Source organism: Streptomyces sp. SM11, from assembly GCF_002910905.1.
GTDB lineage: Bacteria > Actinomycetota > Actinomycetes > Streptomycetales > Streptomycetaceae > Streptomyces.
This window is the reverse complement of sequence record NZ_NEUE01000226.1, coordinates 25320-41191: the sequence shown is the minus strand read 5'-3', so window position 1 is coordinate 41191 and position 15872 is coordinate 25320. Positions and strand designations below refer to the sequence as shown.

At 71.6% G+C, this 15872-nt stretch carries 14 protein-coding genes and 3 pseudogenes; 6 read left to right on the top strand and 11 right to left on the bottom strand.

Translation table 11 applies throughout. From position 1 onward, the window contains the following. Positions 1-83: 83 nt before the first annotated feature. From B9S58_RS23090 to B9S58_RS23050, 9 genes and pseudogenes are all read right to left on the bottom strand, one after another. Positions 84-1412 carry an IS110 family transposase gene (locus B9S58_RS23090; protein ID WP_103531105.1) on the bottom strand — a complete coding sequence of 443 codons (1329 nt, stop codon included), beginning with the start codon at positions 1410-1412 and terminating at the stop codon, positions 84-86. A gap of 364 nt (positions 1413-1776) precedes the next feature. Beyond that, positions 1777-2094, bottom strand: a complete 318-nt coding sequence (locus tag B9S58_RS23085) for a cupin (RefSeq protein WP_103533985.1) — start codon at positions 2092-2094, stop codon at positions 1777-1779. A gap of 44 nt (positions 2095-2138) precedes the next feature. Further along, positions 2139-2588: pseudogene (locus B9S58_RS23080) on the bottom strand (substrate-binding domain-containing protein); the annotation flags it as partial. Position 2589: 1 nt separating this feature from the next. Beyond that, a pseudogene (locus B9S58_RS39345) lies at positions 2590-2859 on the bottom strand (hypothetical protein); the annotation flags it as partial. A gap of 246 nt (positions 2860-3105) precedes the next feature. Then, positions 3106-4296: a S8 family peptidase gene (locus B9S58_RS23070; RefSeq protein ID WP_103533981.1), complete on the bottom strand. Its 1191-nt coding sequence runs from the start codon at positions 4294-4296 to the stop codon at positions 3106-3108. 99 nt (positions 4297-4395) lie between these two features. Then, positions 4396-5610 (bottom strand): type III polyketide synthase, encoded by a 1215-nt coding sequence (locus tag B9S58_RS23065; RefSeq protein WP_258044908.1) that lies wholly within the window; start codon positions 5608-5610, stop codon positions 4396-4398. Further along, the gene (locus B9S58_RS23060; RefSeq protein ID WP_258044907.1) at positions 5549-6808 is read right to left on the bottom strand and encodes a cytochrome P450; all 1260 of its coding nucleotides are present in this window, start codon (positions 6806-6808) and stop codon (positions 5549-5551) included. Before B9S58_RS23060 ends, B9S58_RS23065 begins: the two co-directional genes overlap by 62 nt. A 108-nt stretch (positions 6809-6916) precedes the next feature. Continuing rightward, the gene (locus tag B9S58_RS23055; RefSeq protein WP_374935705.1) at positions 6917-7090 is read right to left on the bottom strand and encodes a hypothetical protein; all 174 of its coding nucleotides are present in this window, start codon (positions 7088-7090) and stop codon (positions 6917-6919) included. A 185-nt stretch (positions 7091-7275) separates the two neighbouring features. Further along, positions 7276-7482, bottom strand: a pseudogene (locus B9S58_RS23050) (AraC family transcriptional regulator); the annotation flags it as partial. A 190-nt stretch (positions 7483-7672) separates the two neighbouring features. Here B9S58_RS23050 and B9S58_RS23045 point away from each other — a divergent pair. Continuing rightward, positions 7673-8206, top strand: a complete 534-nt coding sequence (locus B9S58_RS23045) for an EF-hand domain-containing protein (protein ID WP_103533978.1) — start codon at positions 7673-7675, stop codon at positions 8204-8206. Between the two features lie 408 nt (positions 8207-8614). On the opposite strand, the gene B9S58_RS23040 is transcribed toward B9S58_RS23045, so the two are convergent. Beyond that, entirely contained in the window at positions 8615-9031 is a 417-nt protein-coding gene (locus B9S58_RS23040; protein ID WP_103533977.1) for a thioesterase family protein, read from the bottom strand. A gap of 85 nt (positions 9032-9116) precedes the next feature. Between B9S58_RS23040 and B9S58_RS23035 the strand changes: the two genes are divergently transcribed. The 5 genes from B9S58_RS23035 (at position 9117) to B9S58_RS23015 (ending at position 14534) form a co-directional block, all read left to right on the top strand. Further along, a complete protein-coding gene (locus B9S58_RS23035; RefSeq protein ID WP_103533976.1) occupies positions 9117-9716 on the top strand; it encodes a hypothetical protein in 600 nt (199 codons plus the stop codon). 106 nt (positions 9717-9822) lie between these two features. Further along, positions 9823-10239, top strand: coding sequence for an ATP-binding protein (locus B9S58_RS23030; RefSeq protein WP_103533975.1), 417 nt, complete (start codon positions 9823-9825; stop codon positions 10237-10239). A 155-nt stretch (positions 10240-10394) separates the two neighbouring features. Continuing rightward, a complete protein-coding gene (locus B9S58_RS23025) occupies positions 10395-12770 on the top strand; it encodes an FHA domain-containing protein (protein WP_103533974.1) in 2376 nt (791 codons plus the stop codon). Between the two features lie 9 nt (positions 12771-12779). Then, a complete protein-coding gene (locus B9S58_RS23020; RefSeq protein ID WP_103533973.1) occupies positions 12780-13499 on the top strand; it encodes a hypothetical protein in 720 nt (239 codons plus the stop codon). Positions 13500-13505: 6 nt separating this feature from the next. After that, the gene (locus B9S58_RS23015) at positions 13506-14534 is read left to right on the top strand and encodes a serine/threonine-protein kinase (RefSeq protein ID WP_103533972.1); all 1029 of its coding nucleotides are present in this window, start codon (positions 13506-13508) and stop codon (positions 14532-14534) included. Between the two features lie 7 nt (positions 14535-14541). Here the strand turns inward: B9S58_RS23015 and B9S58_RS23010 are convergent, their stop codons facing one another. Continuing rightward, on the bottom strand, positions 14542-15828 hold the full coding sequence (locus B9S58_RS23010; RefSeq protein ID WP_103533971.1) for a streptophobe family protein: 1287 nt from the start codon (positions 15826-15828) through the stop codon (positions 14542-14544). Positions 15829-15872 lie beyond the last annotated feature (44 nt).

Below are 15872 nucleotides of genomic sequence, written 5' to 3'. Positions count from 1 at the left end.
GATGCTGAACGGAAAATCGACCTTCGGGAGGGCAGGCGGCAGCATCCGGGCCGCCTGCGGACCGGATGACGGTGACCGGACGGTCAGGCTGCTGTCGGAGTGAGGGCGACTTGGTGGCCGAGGGCTTGGAGCTGGCGGACGAGGTCGCGGGTCTTGCGGGCGGAGTCGAGATGGCGCCGGTGCCAGTCGGCACCAAGCTCCTGACAGGAGGCGTCCGGGTCGTTGATCAGGTGCCAGGCGATGATGAGTATCGAGCGGGCGACGGCGACGAGGGCTTTGGCGTGTCCGCGGCGTTTGACGATCCTGCGGTAGCGGGCGCCGAGGAAGGTGTCGGTGCGGGCGGCGGCGTTGGCGGCCTCGCCGAGCGCGCCCTTGAGCCAGGGATTACCCTGTCCGGCCGGGCCTGTGGTGTGTTTCGCGCCGGATTGGATGGTTCTGGGGCACAGCTTCGCCCATGAGGCCAGGTGCTCGGGGGTGGGGAAGCGGCTCATGTCCGCGCCGATCTCGGCGACAATGGTCTGCGCGGTGGTCGGCCCGATACCGGGAACGGCATCGAGACGTTCGACCAGGACTCGCGCACTCACCGGGGCGGCAGGCTCGTCATCGGCGCCCGTGCCGTCGTGCGGTGTGGTGATCTCCTCCAGCGTCCGGGCTATGAGCCGGTCGAGTTCGTGGACCTGTGTGGTCAGATGATCGACCGTGGCCAGCAGCACCCCGAGCAGCCGAGCGTGGTGGTCCTCGAACTGGCCGGTCAGGGCTTCCACCAGCAGCGCCTTCTTCTTGACCAGGCTGCCCTGGGCAAGCTCGGCGAGGGCACGCGGGTTGCGTTCACCGGCGACCATGGCGTCCATCATGGCCCGCCCCGACAGGCCGAACAGATCCGAGACGGCCCCGGACAGCTTGATCTGCGCGTCCTGCAGGGCCTTGTCCACTCGGTGCTTGTGCCGGGTGCGTTCCTGGACGAACACGGTGCGGGTGCGGGTGAAGTCCCGCAGCTGCCGGACGGGTTCGGGCGGGACGAACGAGGCCCGGACCATGCCGCGTTCAGCGAGCTTCGCCAGCCAGACCGCGTCCAGCCTGTCGGTCTTGGGCCGGCCGGGGACGTTCTTCACGTCACGGGCGTTGACCAGCCAGCACTGAAGGCCGCGGGCTTCCAGCAGGTAGAAGAAGGAGCGCCAGTAGTTGCCTGTCGCCTCCATCACCACGCGCTCGACGCCCTGGCAGACGAGCCGGTCTCCGAGTTCCAGGATCGCATTGGTGGTCGAGGCGACGTTCCAGACCTGCTGGACGCGCCGGCCCTCGATGGTGTCGTGCGGGACGCGCAGGCAGACCATCCCCGATGCTTTGGCGATGTCGATCGCCGCGACCCTGCCCACCGTTCCGTCGTCGTGATCCTCTCTCAACTCCTCCATCACACACTCCCTGTCGTACTCGCGCGGGCGGGGGCTGCCCGGAGAGCCTGAGGGGAACGGAGAAGCTGATCGGCGTGCTCAAGGCGACAGTGTGCGGCCCCTCGGACGACTCCCTCACCAGACTCCTATGCGGGCTCACAGCCCAAACATCGATCGGCGTCGGCGGACAGCCCCCGTACCGATTTTCACGCCCGCGAGGCGTCATCCGCAGGTGAACGGCTGACTCCTATGAAGTCACAAGCGCCCGTCCGGCCGCGTGCGTGGTGACGCCGGGCGGGCCGACAAATCCCAGACAGGACAGTCGAGACGTCAGTCAGTCGGAGGGTCAGACCCACCGGCGGCGTCACCACGAACATCATCACTGTCAGTCGTTGACAGCAGTGAGCAGGACCACGGCGTCCTGGAGCGCCAGCAGCCCGTGCCGTTCCTGCGGGATCAGGTGCAGGGTCCCGGCCGGCAGTTCGGCGTCACCGGAGGCGGCGGTGAGGCGGACGCTGCCGCGCAGGACGAGGAGCGAGGCGGCGGGCGGCGCGTTGTGCTCGTCCAGCGCCGTCCCCTCGGTGAGGGCGATCACCGTCTGCCGCAGAGGGGGCTGCTGGAGCAGGAGGTGGGCGCTGCGGCCGTGCGCGGCGGCGCGGGCCGCGGTCAGGTGTTCCTCGGCGAGTGCGTTGAGGTCGTCCATGTGCCCACTGTGCCGCAGCCGCGGCGGCGCCGCGATCCGCGCGCTCAGCGGGCCGCCTTCGCGGTGGGAGCCCGCACCACCAGCTCCGGCTCGAACAGCTGCTCGCCCGGAGGGGCCGATCCACCCTGGATGCCCGCGCGGAGCAGCTCGACGGCGGCCCGGCCCATGGCCTCGACGGGCCGGCGGACCGTGGTGAGCGGGGGCTCGGTGCGGTTCATGAACGCACAGTCGTCGTATCCGACGGCCGAGATGTCCGACGGCACCCGTAGACCGCACCTGCGGGCCGCACGCACGGCGCCGAGCGCCAGGGGGCCGCCGGCGCGGACGATGCCGGTGACACCCCGCTCCAGCAGCCGGGAGACCGCGGTCCGGCCGCCCTCCAGGAAGGACGCCGAGCGCTCGACACGCGCTTCGGCCAGCTCCCTGCCGGTGGCCGCCGCGAGCTCGCGGCGGGAGAGGACACGGTCGGAGGAGCCGGTCGCCACGCCGATGCGCGGTCCGGTTCGGGCCGACGGCCCGGAAGCCGCGGCCGGTCGTGCCGTCCTCCTCCTCGTACATGCCGTACGGCATGTTGGCGCCGCGTCCGACGAAGAGCGCCTGGGTGGAGGTGCTGTTCTCGCGCTTGACCGGGAGTTCGTCGGCGTCGTCCGCGATCACGGTCCGTACGGTGTAGGAGCCGTTGGCCGCGGTCCAGGTACCCAGCGGGACAGGTGCGGTGGTGGCTCCCACCGCGGTGGTTCCGTCGTGCGCGCCGGTGAGGGTCTTGCACGACCAGCGGGGAGGCGCAGGGCGCGTCCGGTGCGCGGCTCTGTGGCCGCGGCCGGGGAACACGTCCTTCCGCATGCGCTGCGGCCTGTTCTACGGTGCACCATCCAGAGAGTCGCAGAGAAACGAGAGACCGTCCACCGTTCCGGCGACAGCCGAACGGCCGGGCCGGTGAGCGGATTCCGCCGCGCGGTCACCGCTTCCCGGCCCGTGGGCGATCCGCCGGCCAGGCCGTCCGACCGATCGTCAGAGGCCGCCGGCGTACAGCAGCAGGCCGGGCGAGCCCTGGCCGAGACCGGAGAGCACGTCCGGGGTGGCCGTGTCCGTCAGCCACCGCGAGACGGCGGCGGGAGAGGCCGAGGGGTTCTCCTCCTTGTAGAGGGCCGCGACGCCCGCGACGTGCGGGCTGGCCATGGAGGTGCCGTTCAGCGAGACGGTGCCGCCGCCTAGGCGGGCGGAGACGATGTCGGCGCCGGGGGCGTACAGCGAGAGGCAGGAACCCCAGTTGCTGAACAAGGTCTCCTTGTCCTGCCGGTCGCTCGCACCGACCGTGAACACGCCGTCCGCGGCGGCCGGGGAGACGTCACAGGCGTCCCGGTTGTCGTTGCCCGCGGCTACGACGGGCAGCACGCCCGCGTCGGCGACGGACTCGACCGCCGCGTCGACCGCGGTGGAGCGCTCTCCGCCGAGCGAGACGTTCAGCACGGCGGGGGTCCCGCCGCGCGCGGCGTCCTTGGCGACCCAGTCGAACCCGGCGAGGATGCCGGCCCAGGTGCCCCGGCCCTCACAGTTCAGGACGCGTACGTTGACCAGCGTGGCGTCCTCGGCGACGCCGGAGGTCGCGCCGCCGACGGTGCCCGCCACATGCGTGCCGTGTCCGTTGCAGTCCATTCCGCCGCGGCCGTCGCCGACAACGTCGTACCCGTTCACGACCCGGCCGCCGAATTCGCTGTGCGCGGCGTCGATCCCGGTGTCGACGACGTACGCCTTCACGCCCTTGCCGGTGGCCGTGGTGGTGAAGGTGTCGTCCAGCGGCAGGGTGCGCTGGTCGATGCGGTCGGTGCCCCAGCCGGCCGCGGGGGCCCGCAGCAGGTTCGCGACGGTGGGCGCGGGGACGGTCACCTCGGCGTTCTCCTCGACGGCGAGGACGCCGGGGACGGCCCGTACCGCTTCGAGTTCGGCGGCGGTGAACGTGGCGGCGAAACCGTGCAGGACACTTCCGTACGTGAACAACGGGCTGAGCCCGAACTCCCGCAGGAAGGTCTCCGGCGAGAGTTCGGGCTCCAGGGTGACGATGTACTGACCGGGCACGGCCCGGGTCGACTGCTCCACCAGGACCCCTTCCGGTCCGGTGTCGGCGGCGGCCGGGGCGGGCGCGCCGATCAGCGGAGCGATCAGCAGCAGGGCGGCCGTGGCCCATCGGGCGGGCAGGCGCATGCAGTCTCCTCGGGGTGGGGATCCGTTCACGGAGCGAGTGGGTCCACGAAGCGCGAGCACCCGTTCCTTCGTCCTCGTCCGTCGGTCGCCTTAGCGGGTTCAGCCGGACAGCGCAACGCCCGCGGTCAGCTCCAGCTCGTCCAGGTCATGTTCGACGCCCGCCCGGAGGTCGTCGCTCGCCCAGCTGCCCACGGCCACCTCGGCGGTGATGCCGGGCCCGAAACCGGCGATGAGGCCCTGCGCGGATTCGGCGGCGCCGCCGTCGTCGAAGAGCCGTGCCAGCGCGTCGAAGACGACGGAGCTGGCGATGTTGCCGCGTTCGGTGAGGGTGGCCCGGCTGTAGCGGAACATCTCGGGCGGCAGCTTCAGGAAGTGGCAGAGGTCGTCCAGGATGCGCGGCCCGCCCGCGTGGACGATGAAGAAGTCCATGTCCGGGACGGACCAGCCGTGCAGGTCGACCAGGTCCTGGAGGACCGGGGCGAGCATCTCCATGGTGCCCGGGACCCGCTTGTCCAGCTGGAAGTGGAACCCGGTGTCGCGGACCGCGTAGGAGATCCAGTCCTCGGTGTCGGGCACCAGGTGGGAGCCGTTGCGCTCCAGGCGCATGCCGGTGCCGCCCTGTCCCCGTACGACGGCCGCGGAGATGGCGTCCCCGAAGAGTCCGTTGGAGAGCAGCGATCCGACCCCGATGTCGGTGGGCTGGTAGCACAGCGAGCAGAACTCGCAGGAGACGATGAGGACGTTGGCCTCGGGGTAGGCCAGGCAGAAGTCGTGCGCTCGGTTGATCGCCGCGCCGCCCGCCGCGCAGCCGAGCTGGGCGATGGGCAGTTGGCGGGTCTCGGCGCCGAAGCCCATGGTGTTGATGATCCACGCGGTCAGCGAGGGCATCATGAAGCCCGTGCAGGAGACGTAGACGATCAGGTCGATCTCGGCCGGATCGGTCTCGGCGTTGGCGAGGGCCTGCCGGACGACTCCGGGGACCCTGGTCTTGGCCTCGGCCTCGTACACCCGGTTGCGGAGCTCGAATCCGGGGTGTTTCAGGGTCTCCTCGATGGGCTGCACGAGGTGCCGGGTCTGAACGCCGGTGTTCTGGATGAGCCGCAGGACGAGGTCGCGCTGCGGGTGCCCGGCGTGGGTCTCCCGGGCCAGGTCCAGGGTCTGCTGCATCGTGATGACGTGCTCGGGCACAGCGATGGCCGGTCGGCACAGGGTCGCCATGGGTTCTCCTCGTTCTCTGGAGCGAAGGCTCTCGTCACCATGTGACGGGCAGGGCGAGCGGGTAACGCCAGATGGACGTCGTGTTCCACGAGACATCGGCGGGCGGCACGTCCAGACGCAGGGCCGGGAAGCGGGTCAGCAGCGTGGAGAAGGCCACTTCCAGTTCCATGGTGGCCAGCGGCGCGCCCAAGCAGTGGTGCGCGCCCCAGCCGAACGTCATGTGGGGGATGGACGGCCGGTCGGGATCCAGCTCGTCGGGACGGTCGAACTTGGCCGCGTCCCGGTTGGCCGTCAGGTAGGACACGTGCACCACGTCACCGGCCCTGATGAGGACGCCGCCGAGCTCCACGTCCTCGGTGGCGACGCGCGGGATGCCGACGCCCTTGCGGAAGGGGATGTGGCGCAGCAGCTCCTCCAGGGTGCGAGGCAGCCGCTGCGGTTCGGCCTGGAGGGAGTGAAGGAGTTCCGGGCGGGTGAGCAGGGTGTAGGCGATGTTGCCGAGCTGGTAGGTCGTGGTGTCCTGGCCGGTGATGAGCAGGACCATCGCCATGACGGCCAGCTCGTCGTCATCCAGCAGTTCCGCGCCGTCCCGGGCGGTGGCCAGGGTACTGATGAGGTCCTCGCCCGGGGAGCGGCGCCGGTCCTCGGTCAGCTCCTGGAAGTAGCCGCGCAGCTCCGCCTTGGCACGTACCGCGTCCTGCTTGCCCGCGGCCCCGACGTTCATCATCGTCATGGCGTGGGCGCGGAGCCAGGGGCGGTCGGCCTCGGGGATGTCGAGCGCCTCGCAGATGGTGATCAGCGGCAGCGGCGCGGAGACCCGGGCGACGAAGTCGGCCGGTGAGCCCTCCTCCTCCATCTCGTCCAGCAGCCGGTCCACCACGCGCTGGGTCCCGCCGCGCATCTGCTCGACGCGGCGGGGGGTGAAACTCTTGGCGACCAGACTGCGCAGCCGGCTGCTGGCGGGCGGGTCCATGAGGTTGATGGACTCCGCCTGGACGATCGGCTCCGGGGTCATCCGGGGGAAGTCACGGCCGAGGACGGCGCTGCGGCTGAACCGCCGGTCGGTGGTGACCGTCCGGACGTCCTCGTAGCGGGTGACCAGCCATGCCTCGCCCTCTCCGTACGCCATACGGATGCGGGACACCGGCTCCTCGGTCAGCAGTTGCCTGAGCTGGGGGTCGAACTCCAACTGCTGCGCGTAGTCGAACGGACAGCTCCGTACGGTTTCTTTGTTCTGCACCGAGGTGTTCTCCACCGACGTTCTCCCAATGACCGCTTCGAGGAATGGGGGCATGCCGGACCGGAAACCGGGACCAGACCTCCCCTCTGTGCCCCGTCACTCTACGAAACATGTCGGTGACACGCAGCAGTCAGCCGATCAGGGGGGCGCACGCCCCGGCGCTCAGCCGGTCGCCCCCCCGACGGAGAGTGCCCCGGCCCGGCCCAGGGCGTGGCGGCGGCCGATCGGGAGCCTCGGGGGCCGGCTCGACACGGGGTCCTCGATGATGCGGCAGTCGAGGTCGAGCGCCGCCCGTACAGTCCCCTCCGCCAGCACCTCGGCGAGGGTGCCGGGCATGTGGAGTCCGCCGCCGGCGAGGGCGATCCGGACGCACCGGGCCGACCGCCGGAGGGTTCGTCCACCGCGCGCCCATCAACTCGTTCGGACTGGTCTCGCAGCTATACGGAAACCCCGGTCCGCGGCCGGTCCGGCCGGAAGGTCCCCGGGGTCAGCCCCGTCGTACACCGGAAGGCGACGCCGAACGCGGCGGCGAGGCCGGGTTCGCCGAGCCGCTCCGGCAGGCGCGGCAGCGGGGTGATCTCGACGGCCACCGGAGTGCCGGAGATCGACGCCACGGTACGGAATCCGAAGAAACTCGCCCGGAACCAGGTTCCGGCGGTCACCGATCCGGCGCGCAGGGTGCCCGCGGGCATCCACGGGCCCAGGGCCGGGGTGATCGCCCAAGGTCGGGGGCGCGCGGAGCCCCCAAGCTCCTCCGACTGACTCAACTCGACGTTTAGGCAGGTCAGTTACGTCCTTCAGGTGAAAGAACCACGGCTCTCGCCGTGAACGCCGCTCCCCGACGGACAGTGGGTGGGCCGACCGGGCACCGGGCCGCGGTCGGAGAGAACGTGACATGCGGAGAAAGGTGACGGATTCATGAGCACTGAGGCCACCAGGCGGGTCGCGCTCGTCTTCTCCCTGTTCGACGCCAACGCCAACGGCGTGCTGGAGGCGGACGACTTCGACCTCATGGCCGACCGCGTCGTCCGGGAGGCGCATGCGTCGGACCAGGCGGCGAAGGACGCGATGAGGGCGGCGTTCCGCCGGTACTGGACGACCCTGCTCACCGAGCTCGACGCCAACGGAGACGGCGAGATCAGCTTCGAGCAGTTCACGGCCTGCGTGCTGTCGCCGGAGCGGTTCGACGTCACCGTCGGGGTGTTCGCCGAGGCACTGGCCGCACTCGGCGACCCGGACGGCGACGGCCTGATCGAGCGACCGCTGTTCCTGGCGCTGATGACGGCCATCGGGTTCGAGCCCGCGAACATCGACGCGCTCTTCGACGCCTTCGAGCCGACCGACGGAGACCGGATCCGGGTGGAGACGTGGGTCACCGGGATCAAGGACTACTACGCGCCGGGGAAGGCAGGTATCCCCGGCGACCACCTGGTCGTCGGCACCGCTGTCTGACCGGACGCGCCTCGGGGACGGCGGACCGGGACGGACGCCCCCGCCCGTCGTGAGGGGGCGTCCACCCCTTGGTGCGGGCCGCCCGGGGACCGAGAGTTGCTCACCGTCGGGCGAGGCGGCCCATGACATCGGCGGCCTGTGGTGTGCACGCTGTTGGCGAAGGACCGGACACGTATCTCGTTCGCGTCGCGCCGGCTCGGGGCGGCCTCCACGGCCCCACCATCCGCGTGCCGTCCCGCTCGAAGGCGATGGTGTCCTGGGCCGCACCGTGCCGGGCCCTCCCCCGAGCGGTAGGCGACGCCCCTCCCGGGCAGCACCGAAACAGTGTCCGGAGACCGGCCGACGCCCCGGAAGCCCCCGCTGCGGGACTCGCCGAGGCCCCCGATTCCGGAGCGCGGCTCGCCCGCTTCAGCCGGTCAGCAGGTCCGGGTTGCCCGCAAGTGCGGCCAGGCGGCCCTGCGGGTCCGGGACGAGGCGGCGTTCGGTCAGGTCGAGGACACCGGCCACTCCGGTGATCTCCGCGGCCACCGTGCCGTCCTCCTTGATGATCTGCTGCTCCAGGGTGAACGTCTTGCCCGTGCCGTAGTCGAACCGGCAGGTGATACGGACCCGCTCACCACCGCGCAGCTCGCGGCGGTACTTGACCGTCACCTCCAGCTGGACCGGGCCGATCCCGCCGGCCAGCAGCTTCTCCTGCGGCAGCCCAGCGGCCCGCAGCAGTTCCCAGCGGGCGTGCTCCGCGTACTGGAGATAGACAGCCTGGTTCAGATGGCCCTGGGTGTCGAGCTCGTAGCCGCGCACGGTCACATCAACGGAGAAGGTCATGACCGTGCGAACACCTGCGGACAGCGGTCCATTCCGGTGCACCGATGCACTGGTTCGGCGGTCGTGGTCGGTGGGAGGACCTGCTGTGACCCACGAGGAAGGCCTGCGTCACCAGTCCGACTTCCTGACCGAGGAACAGGCGGCCAGGATGTTCGCCGGTATGAACGAGGTGATTCGTGCGGGCGAGGAGACGCGGAGGCTGCTCAGCGAAATGATCACGCTGTGCGCCGGCCTCGGCTGGACCCGGGAGACCATCGCCCGGCTCACCGGCATGAGTCAGCCCGCCGTGTCCAAGCAGGTGGCGGGCCGGCCGGGCAATCCGGTTCCCCCGCCGGACACCGCCATCGACCAGCACGACACGGCCTGGCTCGAAGGGCGCCTGTGGGGCCTGGCGGAGGAGATCTCCGAGAACCTCCACCACGACGCCCGCTGTACCCGCCTGGTCGACGCCCTCGGCCGGGGCCGGAAGCCGTTCACGCCGCGACACGTCGACGCGCTGCGGCGGCTCGTCGAACAGGACCTGACGGAGTATCGGGCCGACCTGCCCGGCAGCCTGCGGAGCGCGTACGACGTGATCAGCCGGGGACTCGGCCTTCCCGCGGGAGAAGCCGTCGCCGGGTCCGCCCGGGTTCGCCGCGCTCTGGCGCACCGCGTCCAGCGGGACCGGCTCCCGGGCAGGCACTGAGCCGTTCGATGCGCCGCGCACATATTCTCCGGCCGATTTCCCATGAAATGCCGTTCCGGGGGTACCCGAACTCCGGACGGAGAGCTCACGCGACGGGGTGGAAGCCATGGACGACCGCATTCTGATGACGTTTCCACCGGACGGCGAGACCCGTACCGATTTCGTCTGCCGGCCGGAGAAGGCCGCCGACGCGCGGGAGGCGGTCAGCGCCTTCGTCGCGCGGCTGCACCCCGCACCCGCCTCGCACACGATCCAGGACCTCCTGCTCCTCGTGTCGGAGCTGGTCACCAATGCCGTCCGGCACGTGGGGGCCGTCACCTCGCTGTGGCTGACCGCGGACCGCGGGAGCGTCCAGGTCCGGGTCACCGACCCCAGCCCGGCGCACCCGCGGGACCGGATGCCGGACCTGACCGGGTTGACCGGCGGATTCGGCTGGCCGATGGTCCAACGGCTGGCCCAGGAGGTACGGGTCCGCGAGACGGCGGCCGGCGGGAAGGCCATCCTCGCCACCGTGCCGCGCTGAGCCAAGGGACCGTTCACCGACGACGAGCCCGACCACCTCATCCGGGAGCACGAGCCCGACCACGGCGCCCAGGAGCGCGAGCCCGACCACGGCCTCCAGGAGCGTGAACCTCCGGCGGCGGGCGCCGATCGTTGCGTATCGGTAGAATTCAGGGCATGGGAGAGCGGCCTGCGACGCCGACTGCGCCCGAACTCGTTCTGGAGACCGATCTGGGCTCCACGGTGATGAGTCCGAGCCGGGACTACCACGTCGGGCGCGATCCCGGGAGCGACATCGTCATCGACGACATCCGGGTCTCCTGGCACCACGCGATCCTGCATCCCGAGGCCGGTCACTGGACGATCGAGGACGAGGACAGCACCAACGGCACGTACACCGGCGGTCGGCGCATTCACGCCTCGGACGTCGGCGCGGGCAGCGAGATCCGCTTCGGCAATCCGAGCGACGGACCGCGCGCCGTCCTGCTGGGCCGGGAACCTCCCGCGCCCGCCGCCGCCCCCGCCCCCTCCGCCGACCGCCCCTCGGCCGTCTCGATGCCCGCGGCGACCGGCACGTTCCGGCAGCCGACGACCGTGCGGCCGCTGCCCGCGAAGACCGTGCGGATCGGCCGTGACCCCGGCAACGACCTCGTCATCGACGACCTGGTGGTCTCCCGCAACCACGCAGAACTGCGGGCGCCGGCCGACGGCACCTACGAGATCGTCGACCTCGGCAGCCACAACGGGACCTTCCTCAACGGTCAGCCGGTCGCCCGCGGGCCGGTCGGTCCCGGTGACGTCGTCGGCATCGGCCACTCGGCGTTCTGCCTGGTCGGCGACACACTCGTGGAGTTCGTCGACACCGGTGAGGTGTCGCTGGACGTCCAGGATCTGGGGGTGATGGTCGGCCGGGCGGGCAAGGGCGGCAAGACCCTGCTGGACCGGGTCTCCTTCCCCGTCGGCGAGAAGTGCCTGCTCGGCGTGGTGGGGCCCAGCGGCGCGGGGAAGTCCACACTGCTCAACGCGCTCACCGGCCAGCGCCCCGCCGACAGCGGCACCGTGCTCTACGACGGCCGTGACCTCTACCGCGACTTCGCCGAACTGCGCCAGCGCATCGGCCTCGTCCCGCAGGACGACATCCTGCACTCCCAGCTGACCGTGCGTAAGGCCCTCGGTTACGCCGCCGAGCTCCGCTTCCCGCAGGACACCGTGAAGGCCGAGCGGCGGGCGCGGGTCGCCGAGGTGATTCAGGAACTCGGCCTCGAACAGCGCGCCGACCAGCCGATCCACTCGCTCTCCGGAGGTCAGCGCAAGCGGGTGAGCGTGGCCCTGGAGCTGCTGACGAAGCCCTCGCTGCTCTTCCTGGACGAACCGACCTCGGGACTCGACCCCGGCATGGACCGCTCGGTCATGCACATGCTGCGCGGCCTGGCCGACGACGGCCGTACCGTCATCGTCGTCACACACAGTGTGCTGAGCCTGGAGGTCTGCGACCGGCTGCTCGTCCTCGCGCCCGGTGGCCGCATCGCCTACTACGGACCCCCGGAGGACGCCCTCGCCTTCTTCGGTTTCGCGGAATGGCCGGAGGCGTTCGAGGCCTTCGAGAACGACCGTGACCGTGACTGGGCTGCCACCTACTCCGGCTCCCCCTTCCACCGGCAGTACATCGTCAACGCCACGGCGCAGCCCCACCTGCCACCGGCCGCGCCCGGAGCGCTGGTCGCGCCGCCGCCGAAGACCCGTAACTGGGGTGCGCAACTGCACACGCTCGTACGGCGGTACGCCTCCGCGCTGAGCGCCGACCGGACGTTCCTGATCATCATGATCGCGCTGCCCTTCGTCATGGGCGCCATGGCCCGCGCGCTGGCGGGCAGCCGGCTCACCCAGGAGACGGCGATGAACGCCCTGCTGATCCTGTGCGTGGGCGGAGTGCTGACCGGAGCGGCCAACGCGGTACGGGAGTTGGTCAAGGAACGGGTGATCTACCAGCGGGAACGGGCCGTCGGGCTCTCCAGATCCGCGTACCTGATGTCGAAGATCGTGGTGCTCGGGACCGTCACCGTCCTCCAGGCCGTGGTGCTGACCCTGGTGGGACTGGTGGGCGTCGATCTCGACGCGCCAGGTGGCGAAGGGGTGTTCCTGCCACCGCTCGTGGAGATCACGCTGGCCGTGGCCCTGTTGTCCTTCACCGCGATGATGCTCGGCCTCCTGGTCTCCGCGCTGGTGCGCAAGGAGGAGGTGACGATGCCCCTGCTCGTCCTCCTCGCCATCGTCCAGGTCGTCTTCTGCGGCGCGCTGCTCAAGCTGAACGGGGTGCCCGGGGTGGAGCAGTTGTCGTGGCTGGTGCCGTCGCGGTGGGCGCTCGGGGCGATGGCCGGGACGATCGACCTGGCGCGGATCGTGCCGGGCGAGCTGACCTCCGATCCGCTCTTCGGGCACTCGGCGGGGGTCTGGCTGCTCAACATGGGCATGATGGCCGTCCTCTCGCTCGTCTTCGGATACCTGGTCATGAAACTGCTGAGGCGGCACGAGCCCGCGGTCATGCGGAAGTGAGGCGGTTCCATGGCGACCCCGACCCCGGAATTCCGGCCCACGCACGTCGTCCCGCCGGACGGGCTGCCCGCCTGGGAGTCGCCCGATGTCGCCCGGCCCACCGATCCGCTGGACGCCCTGCTTCCGGTGCGGTTGCAGGACCGGCGCGGGGACTGGGCCCGTGTCGCCTGCTCCAACGGCTGGTCGGCCTGGGTCGACGGGCGGCTCCTCGTCTCCGTACCGCAGACGCCTCCGGCCGCCGGGGCGCCGCTCGCGCGCACCGCGGACCCGCGACCACTGCTGTCCAGGGTGGAGGAGTCGCTGAGCCGGTACCGCCGCGCGGCGCAGGACCTGGCCGAGGGCCGCAGTGACGGGGAGGGCTTCCGGCAGCGGACGCGAGGGCTGCGGGTGGGGATGGTGGTGGACGGGGAGTCGGTCTGGCTGTACGACGCCGAGCACGAGCGGTGGGTCTTCTGGGACGGGACCCGGCTGAGTACGTACGCGGCGCAGGCGGGCCCGGGAGCGGCGGGACCGGTATCCGGGGAGGCGGGGGTGGCGGGGGCCCCGGCTCCGGAACCGACGCGGGTCGTGGCCGGTGAGGAGCGGGAGCCGACCCGCGGGGCACCGCCCGACGGGCCGGAACCAACACGCGTGGCGCCCCCCGACGCCCCCGAACCCACCCGGGCGATCACCGTCACCGGGCCCGACGAACCGTCCGGCGGCGGGACGTCGGGGGATGCCGGGCGGTGACGGCCGATGGTGCCACCGCCGTCTCCGTCGCACGACGCCGGGCTGCCCACCGGGCGCGAGGACGATCTCGTCGGCAAGCGGATCGCGGGCTACCTGGTGGAGGCCGAGATCGGGCGCGGCGGCATGGCGGTCGTCTACCGCGCCAAGGACCTGCGGCTGGACCGGATCGTCGCGCTGAAGCTGCTCGCACCCGAGCTGGCCCGCAACGACACCTTCCGGCAGCGGTTCACGCACGAGTCGCGCGTGGCGGCCGCGATCGACCACCCCCACATCGTGCCGGTGTTCGAGGCGGGCGAGACGGAGGGGCTGCTCTACATCGCCATGCGCTTCGTCGCGGGCGCCGATCTGCGCGTCCTGATCGACCGGCGCGGGCCGCTGGACCTCACGGCCGCCGTCCGGATCGCCGCACAGGTCGCGTCCGCGCTCGACGCGGCCCATGACCACGACCTCGTGCACCGGGACGTGAAGCCCGGCAACATCCTGGTGGCGGCGGGTACGGACAGCGACCATCCGGAGCACGTGTATCTCACGGACTTCGGGCTGACGAAGAAGTCCCTGTCGCTGACCGGGTTCACCACGGTGGGCCAGTTCGTCGGCACCCTCGACTACGTGGCGCCGGAACAGATCTCCGGGCGGCCGGTGGACGGGCGGTGCGACGTGTACAGCCTCGCCTGCGTCGTCCAGGAGACCCTGACCGGTGCGCCGCCTTTCCAGCGGGACGACGACATGGCGCTCCTGTGGGCCCACCAGTACGACCCGCCCACCCCGCCGAGCGGGCTGCGGCCCGGGCTCCCCGCCACCGTCGACGGCGTACTGGCGAAGGCGCTCGCCAAGTCCCCGCAGGACCGTTACGAGACCTGCCTGCGGTTTGTCGCAGCGCTGCGGGCCGCGGCGACGGGCATCGGACCCGGCGAGCATGCGCCGACCCGGGTGGACGCGCCGGCCGGCTCCTGGTCGGCGGCCCCCGAAGCTCCGCCCGCGCCGCCGCGTTGGGCCGCCCCGGTGTTCCCGGAAGCCGGCCGATCGGTCCGATGAGGCCGGTTCAGGCGTCGGGCCCCGGGTCCGGGGCTTCGCCGCGCCGGTGTACCCGGGTGGCCGCGAGGCCACCGAGGAAGCCGGTGACCAGGCCCCACAGCACCGCGAACCCGAGCGCCGTCCACAGCTTCGGGCGCAGCGACACCTCACCGCCGAGTCCGCCGCCGAGGTCCCCGAGGCCCAGGAGGGACAGTCCGTAGTGGGCGGAGATCCGGGCGGTGAGACAGATGACCAGCACGGTCAGGGTGAGTGCCACCGCCATATGGACCGCGTGCTGCCACAGCCGCGTACGGGCGGGCGAGCGGGCCGCCATGAGGAACGCGGCGGCGAGCATCAGCACCGCGACGACGATCACGAGCCAGCGGACGCGGCCGTCCTGTTCGGCGAGGGTGCTCAGGTTCAGGGTGGAGAGGTCGGGGGTGCGCAGGACGGAGTCGAGCACCTGGGGCATGGGCAGCCCGAAGGGGCCCTCGACCTTGCCCTCCCAGGACGCACCGAGGCCGAGGGTGAGCGCGAGCCAGACCAGGTTGGGCAGTCCGAGGAGGAGCACCGCGACGGTCTCGGCGGGGTGCCCGCGCGTGACCATCACGACGAGGCCGGCGACGACGCCGAGCGCGACGCACGCGAGGAGCAGCACCACCATGGCGAACGCCGCCGGGCGCACCGCTTCCTGGAAGCGCAGCAGCCGGGCCGGGAGCGGGGCCCGGCGCGAGACGAGCAGGGCCAGCACGAGGACCCCGGCCAGCCACAGCAGCCCGAAGACCAGAGTGAGGGGGATCTCCGCCCGGAATCCGACCTTCGGGTCTTCGCCGATGAGGTCCCCGGCCCCGCTGTCGGTGAGGTCGTCGGCCGAGAGGGTGAAGGTATGCCGGGCGATCAGCGAGAGCACGATCAGCGCGACGATCCACAGGGCGGCGACGCGGCCCGCCCAGCCGGCCAGTTCGCGGCCCCCGGCGACGGCGCGGTGGTGGAGCGGGCGGAGGAAGCCCCGGGCGATCAGGAGTGCGCCCACCAGGGTCACCGAGAGCGGCAGGATCGAGAGGTCGGCCTCTGTCCCCACGAGGGAACCGGCGTCCCCGGAAAGCCCGACGGAGCCGCCCGCGCCCATCAGCACCACCGCGGCGACGACGGCCGGGAAGGCGCCGCCGGGCAGCCCGGCCGCGCCGGCGGCCCACAGGCCGAGCGCCGCGGTCACCACCATGGTCAGCACCCCGGTGAGGACCGCCAGGAGCGCGTCACGCCAGCCGTGAGGGGTGCGTGCCCTGTTCTCGTCGTGGCTCGACCGGACGTTCACGCCCCCACGCTAAGCAGGGACCCGACGCTCCGCTCCCCGAGGAA

Excerpts from the sequence above, each read along its gene's own strand:
- B9S58_RS23090 (WP_103531105.1), bottom strand. The coding sequence starts at position 1,412 with ATGGAGGAGTTGAGAGAGGATCACGACGACGGAACGGTGGGCAGGGTC.
- B9S58_RS23085 (WP_103533985.1), bottom strand. The coding sequence starts at position 2,094 with ATGGACGACCTCAACGCACTCGCCGAGGAACACCTGACCGCGGCCCGC.
- B9S58_RS23070 (WP_103533981.1), bottom strand. The coding sequence starts at position 4,296 with ATGCGCCTGCCCGCCCGATGGGCCACGGCCGCCCTGCTGCTGATCGCT.
- B9S58_RS23065 (WP_258044908.1), bottom strand. The coding sequence starts at position 5,610 with ATGTCTCGTGGAACACGACGTCCATCTGGCGTTACCCGCTCGCCCTGC.
- B9S58_RS23060 (WP_258044907.1), bottom strand. The coding sequence starts at position 6,808 with ATGCCCCCATTCCTCGAAGCGGTCATTGGGAGAACGTCGGTGGAGAAC.
- B9S58_RS23055 (WP_374935705.1), bottom strand. The coding sequence starts at position 7,090 with ATGCCCGGCACCCTCGCCGAGGTGCTGGCGGAGGGGACTGTACGGGCG.
- B9S58_RS23045 (WP_103533978.1), top strand. The coding sequence starts at position 7,673 with ATGAGCACTGAGGCCACCAGGCGGGTCGCGCTCGTCTTCTCCCTGTTC.
- B9S58_RS23040 (WP_103533977.1), bottom strand. The coding sequence starts at position 9,031 with ATGACCTTCTCCGTTGATGTGACCGTGCGCGGCTACGAGCTCGACACC.
- B9S58_RS23030 (WP_103533975.1), top strand. The coding sequence starts at position 9,823 with ATGGACGACCGCATTCTGATGACGTTTCCACCGGACGGCGAGACCCGT.
- B9S58_RS23025 (WP_103533974.1), top strand. The coding sequence starts at position 10,395 with ATGGGAGAGCGGCCTGCGACGCCGACTGCGCCCGAACTCGTTCTGGAG.
- B9S58_RS23020 (WP_103533973.1), top strand. The coding sequence starts at position 12,780 with ATGGCGACCCCGACCCCGGAATTCCGGCCCACGCACGTCGTCCCGCCG.
- B9S58_RS23015 (WP_103533972.1), top strand. The coding sequence starts at position 13,506 with ATGGTGCCACCGCCGTCTCCGTCGCACGACGCCGGGCTGCCCACCGGG.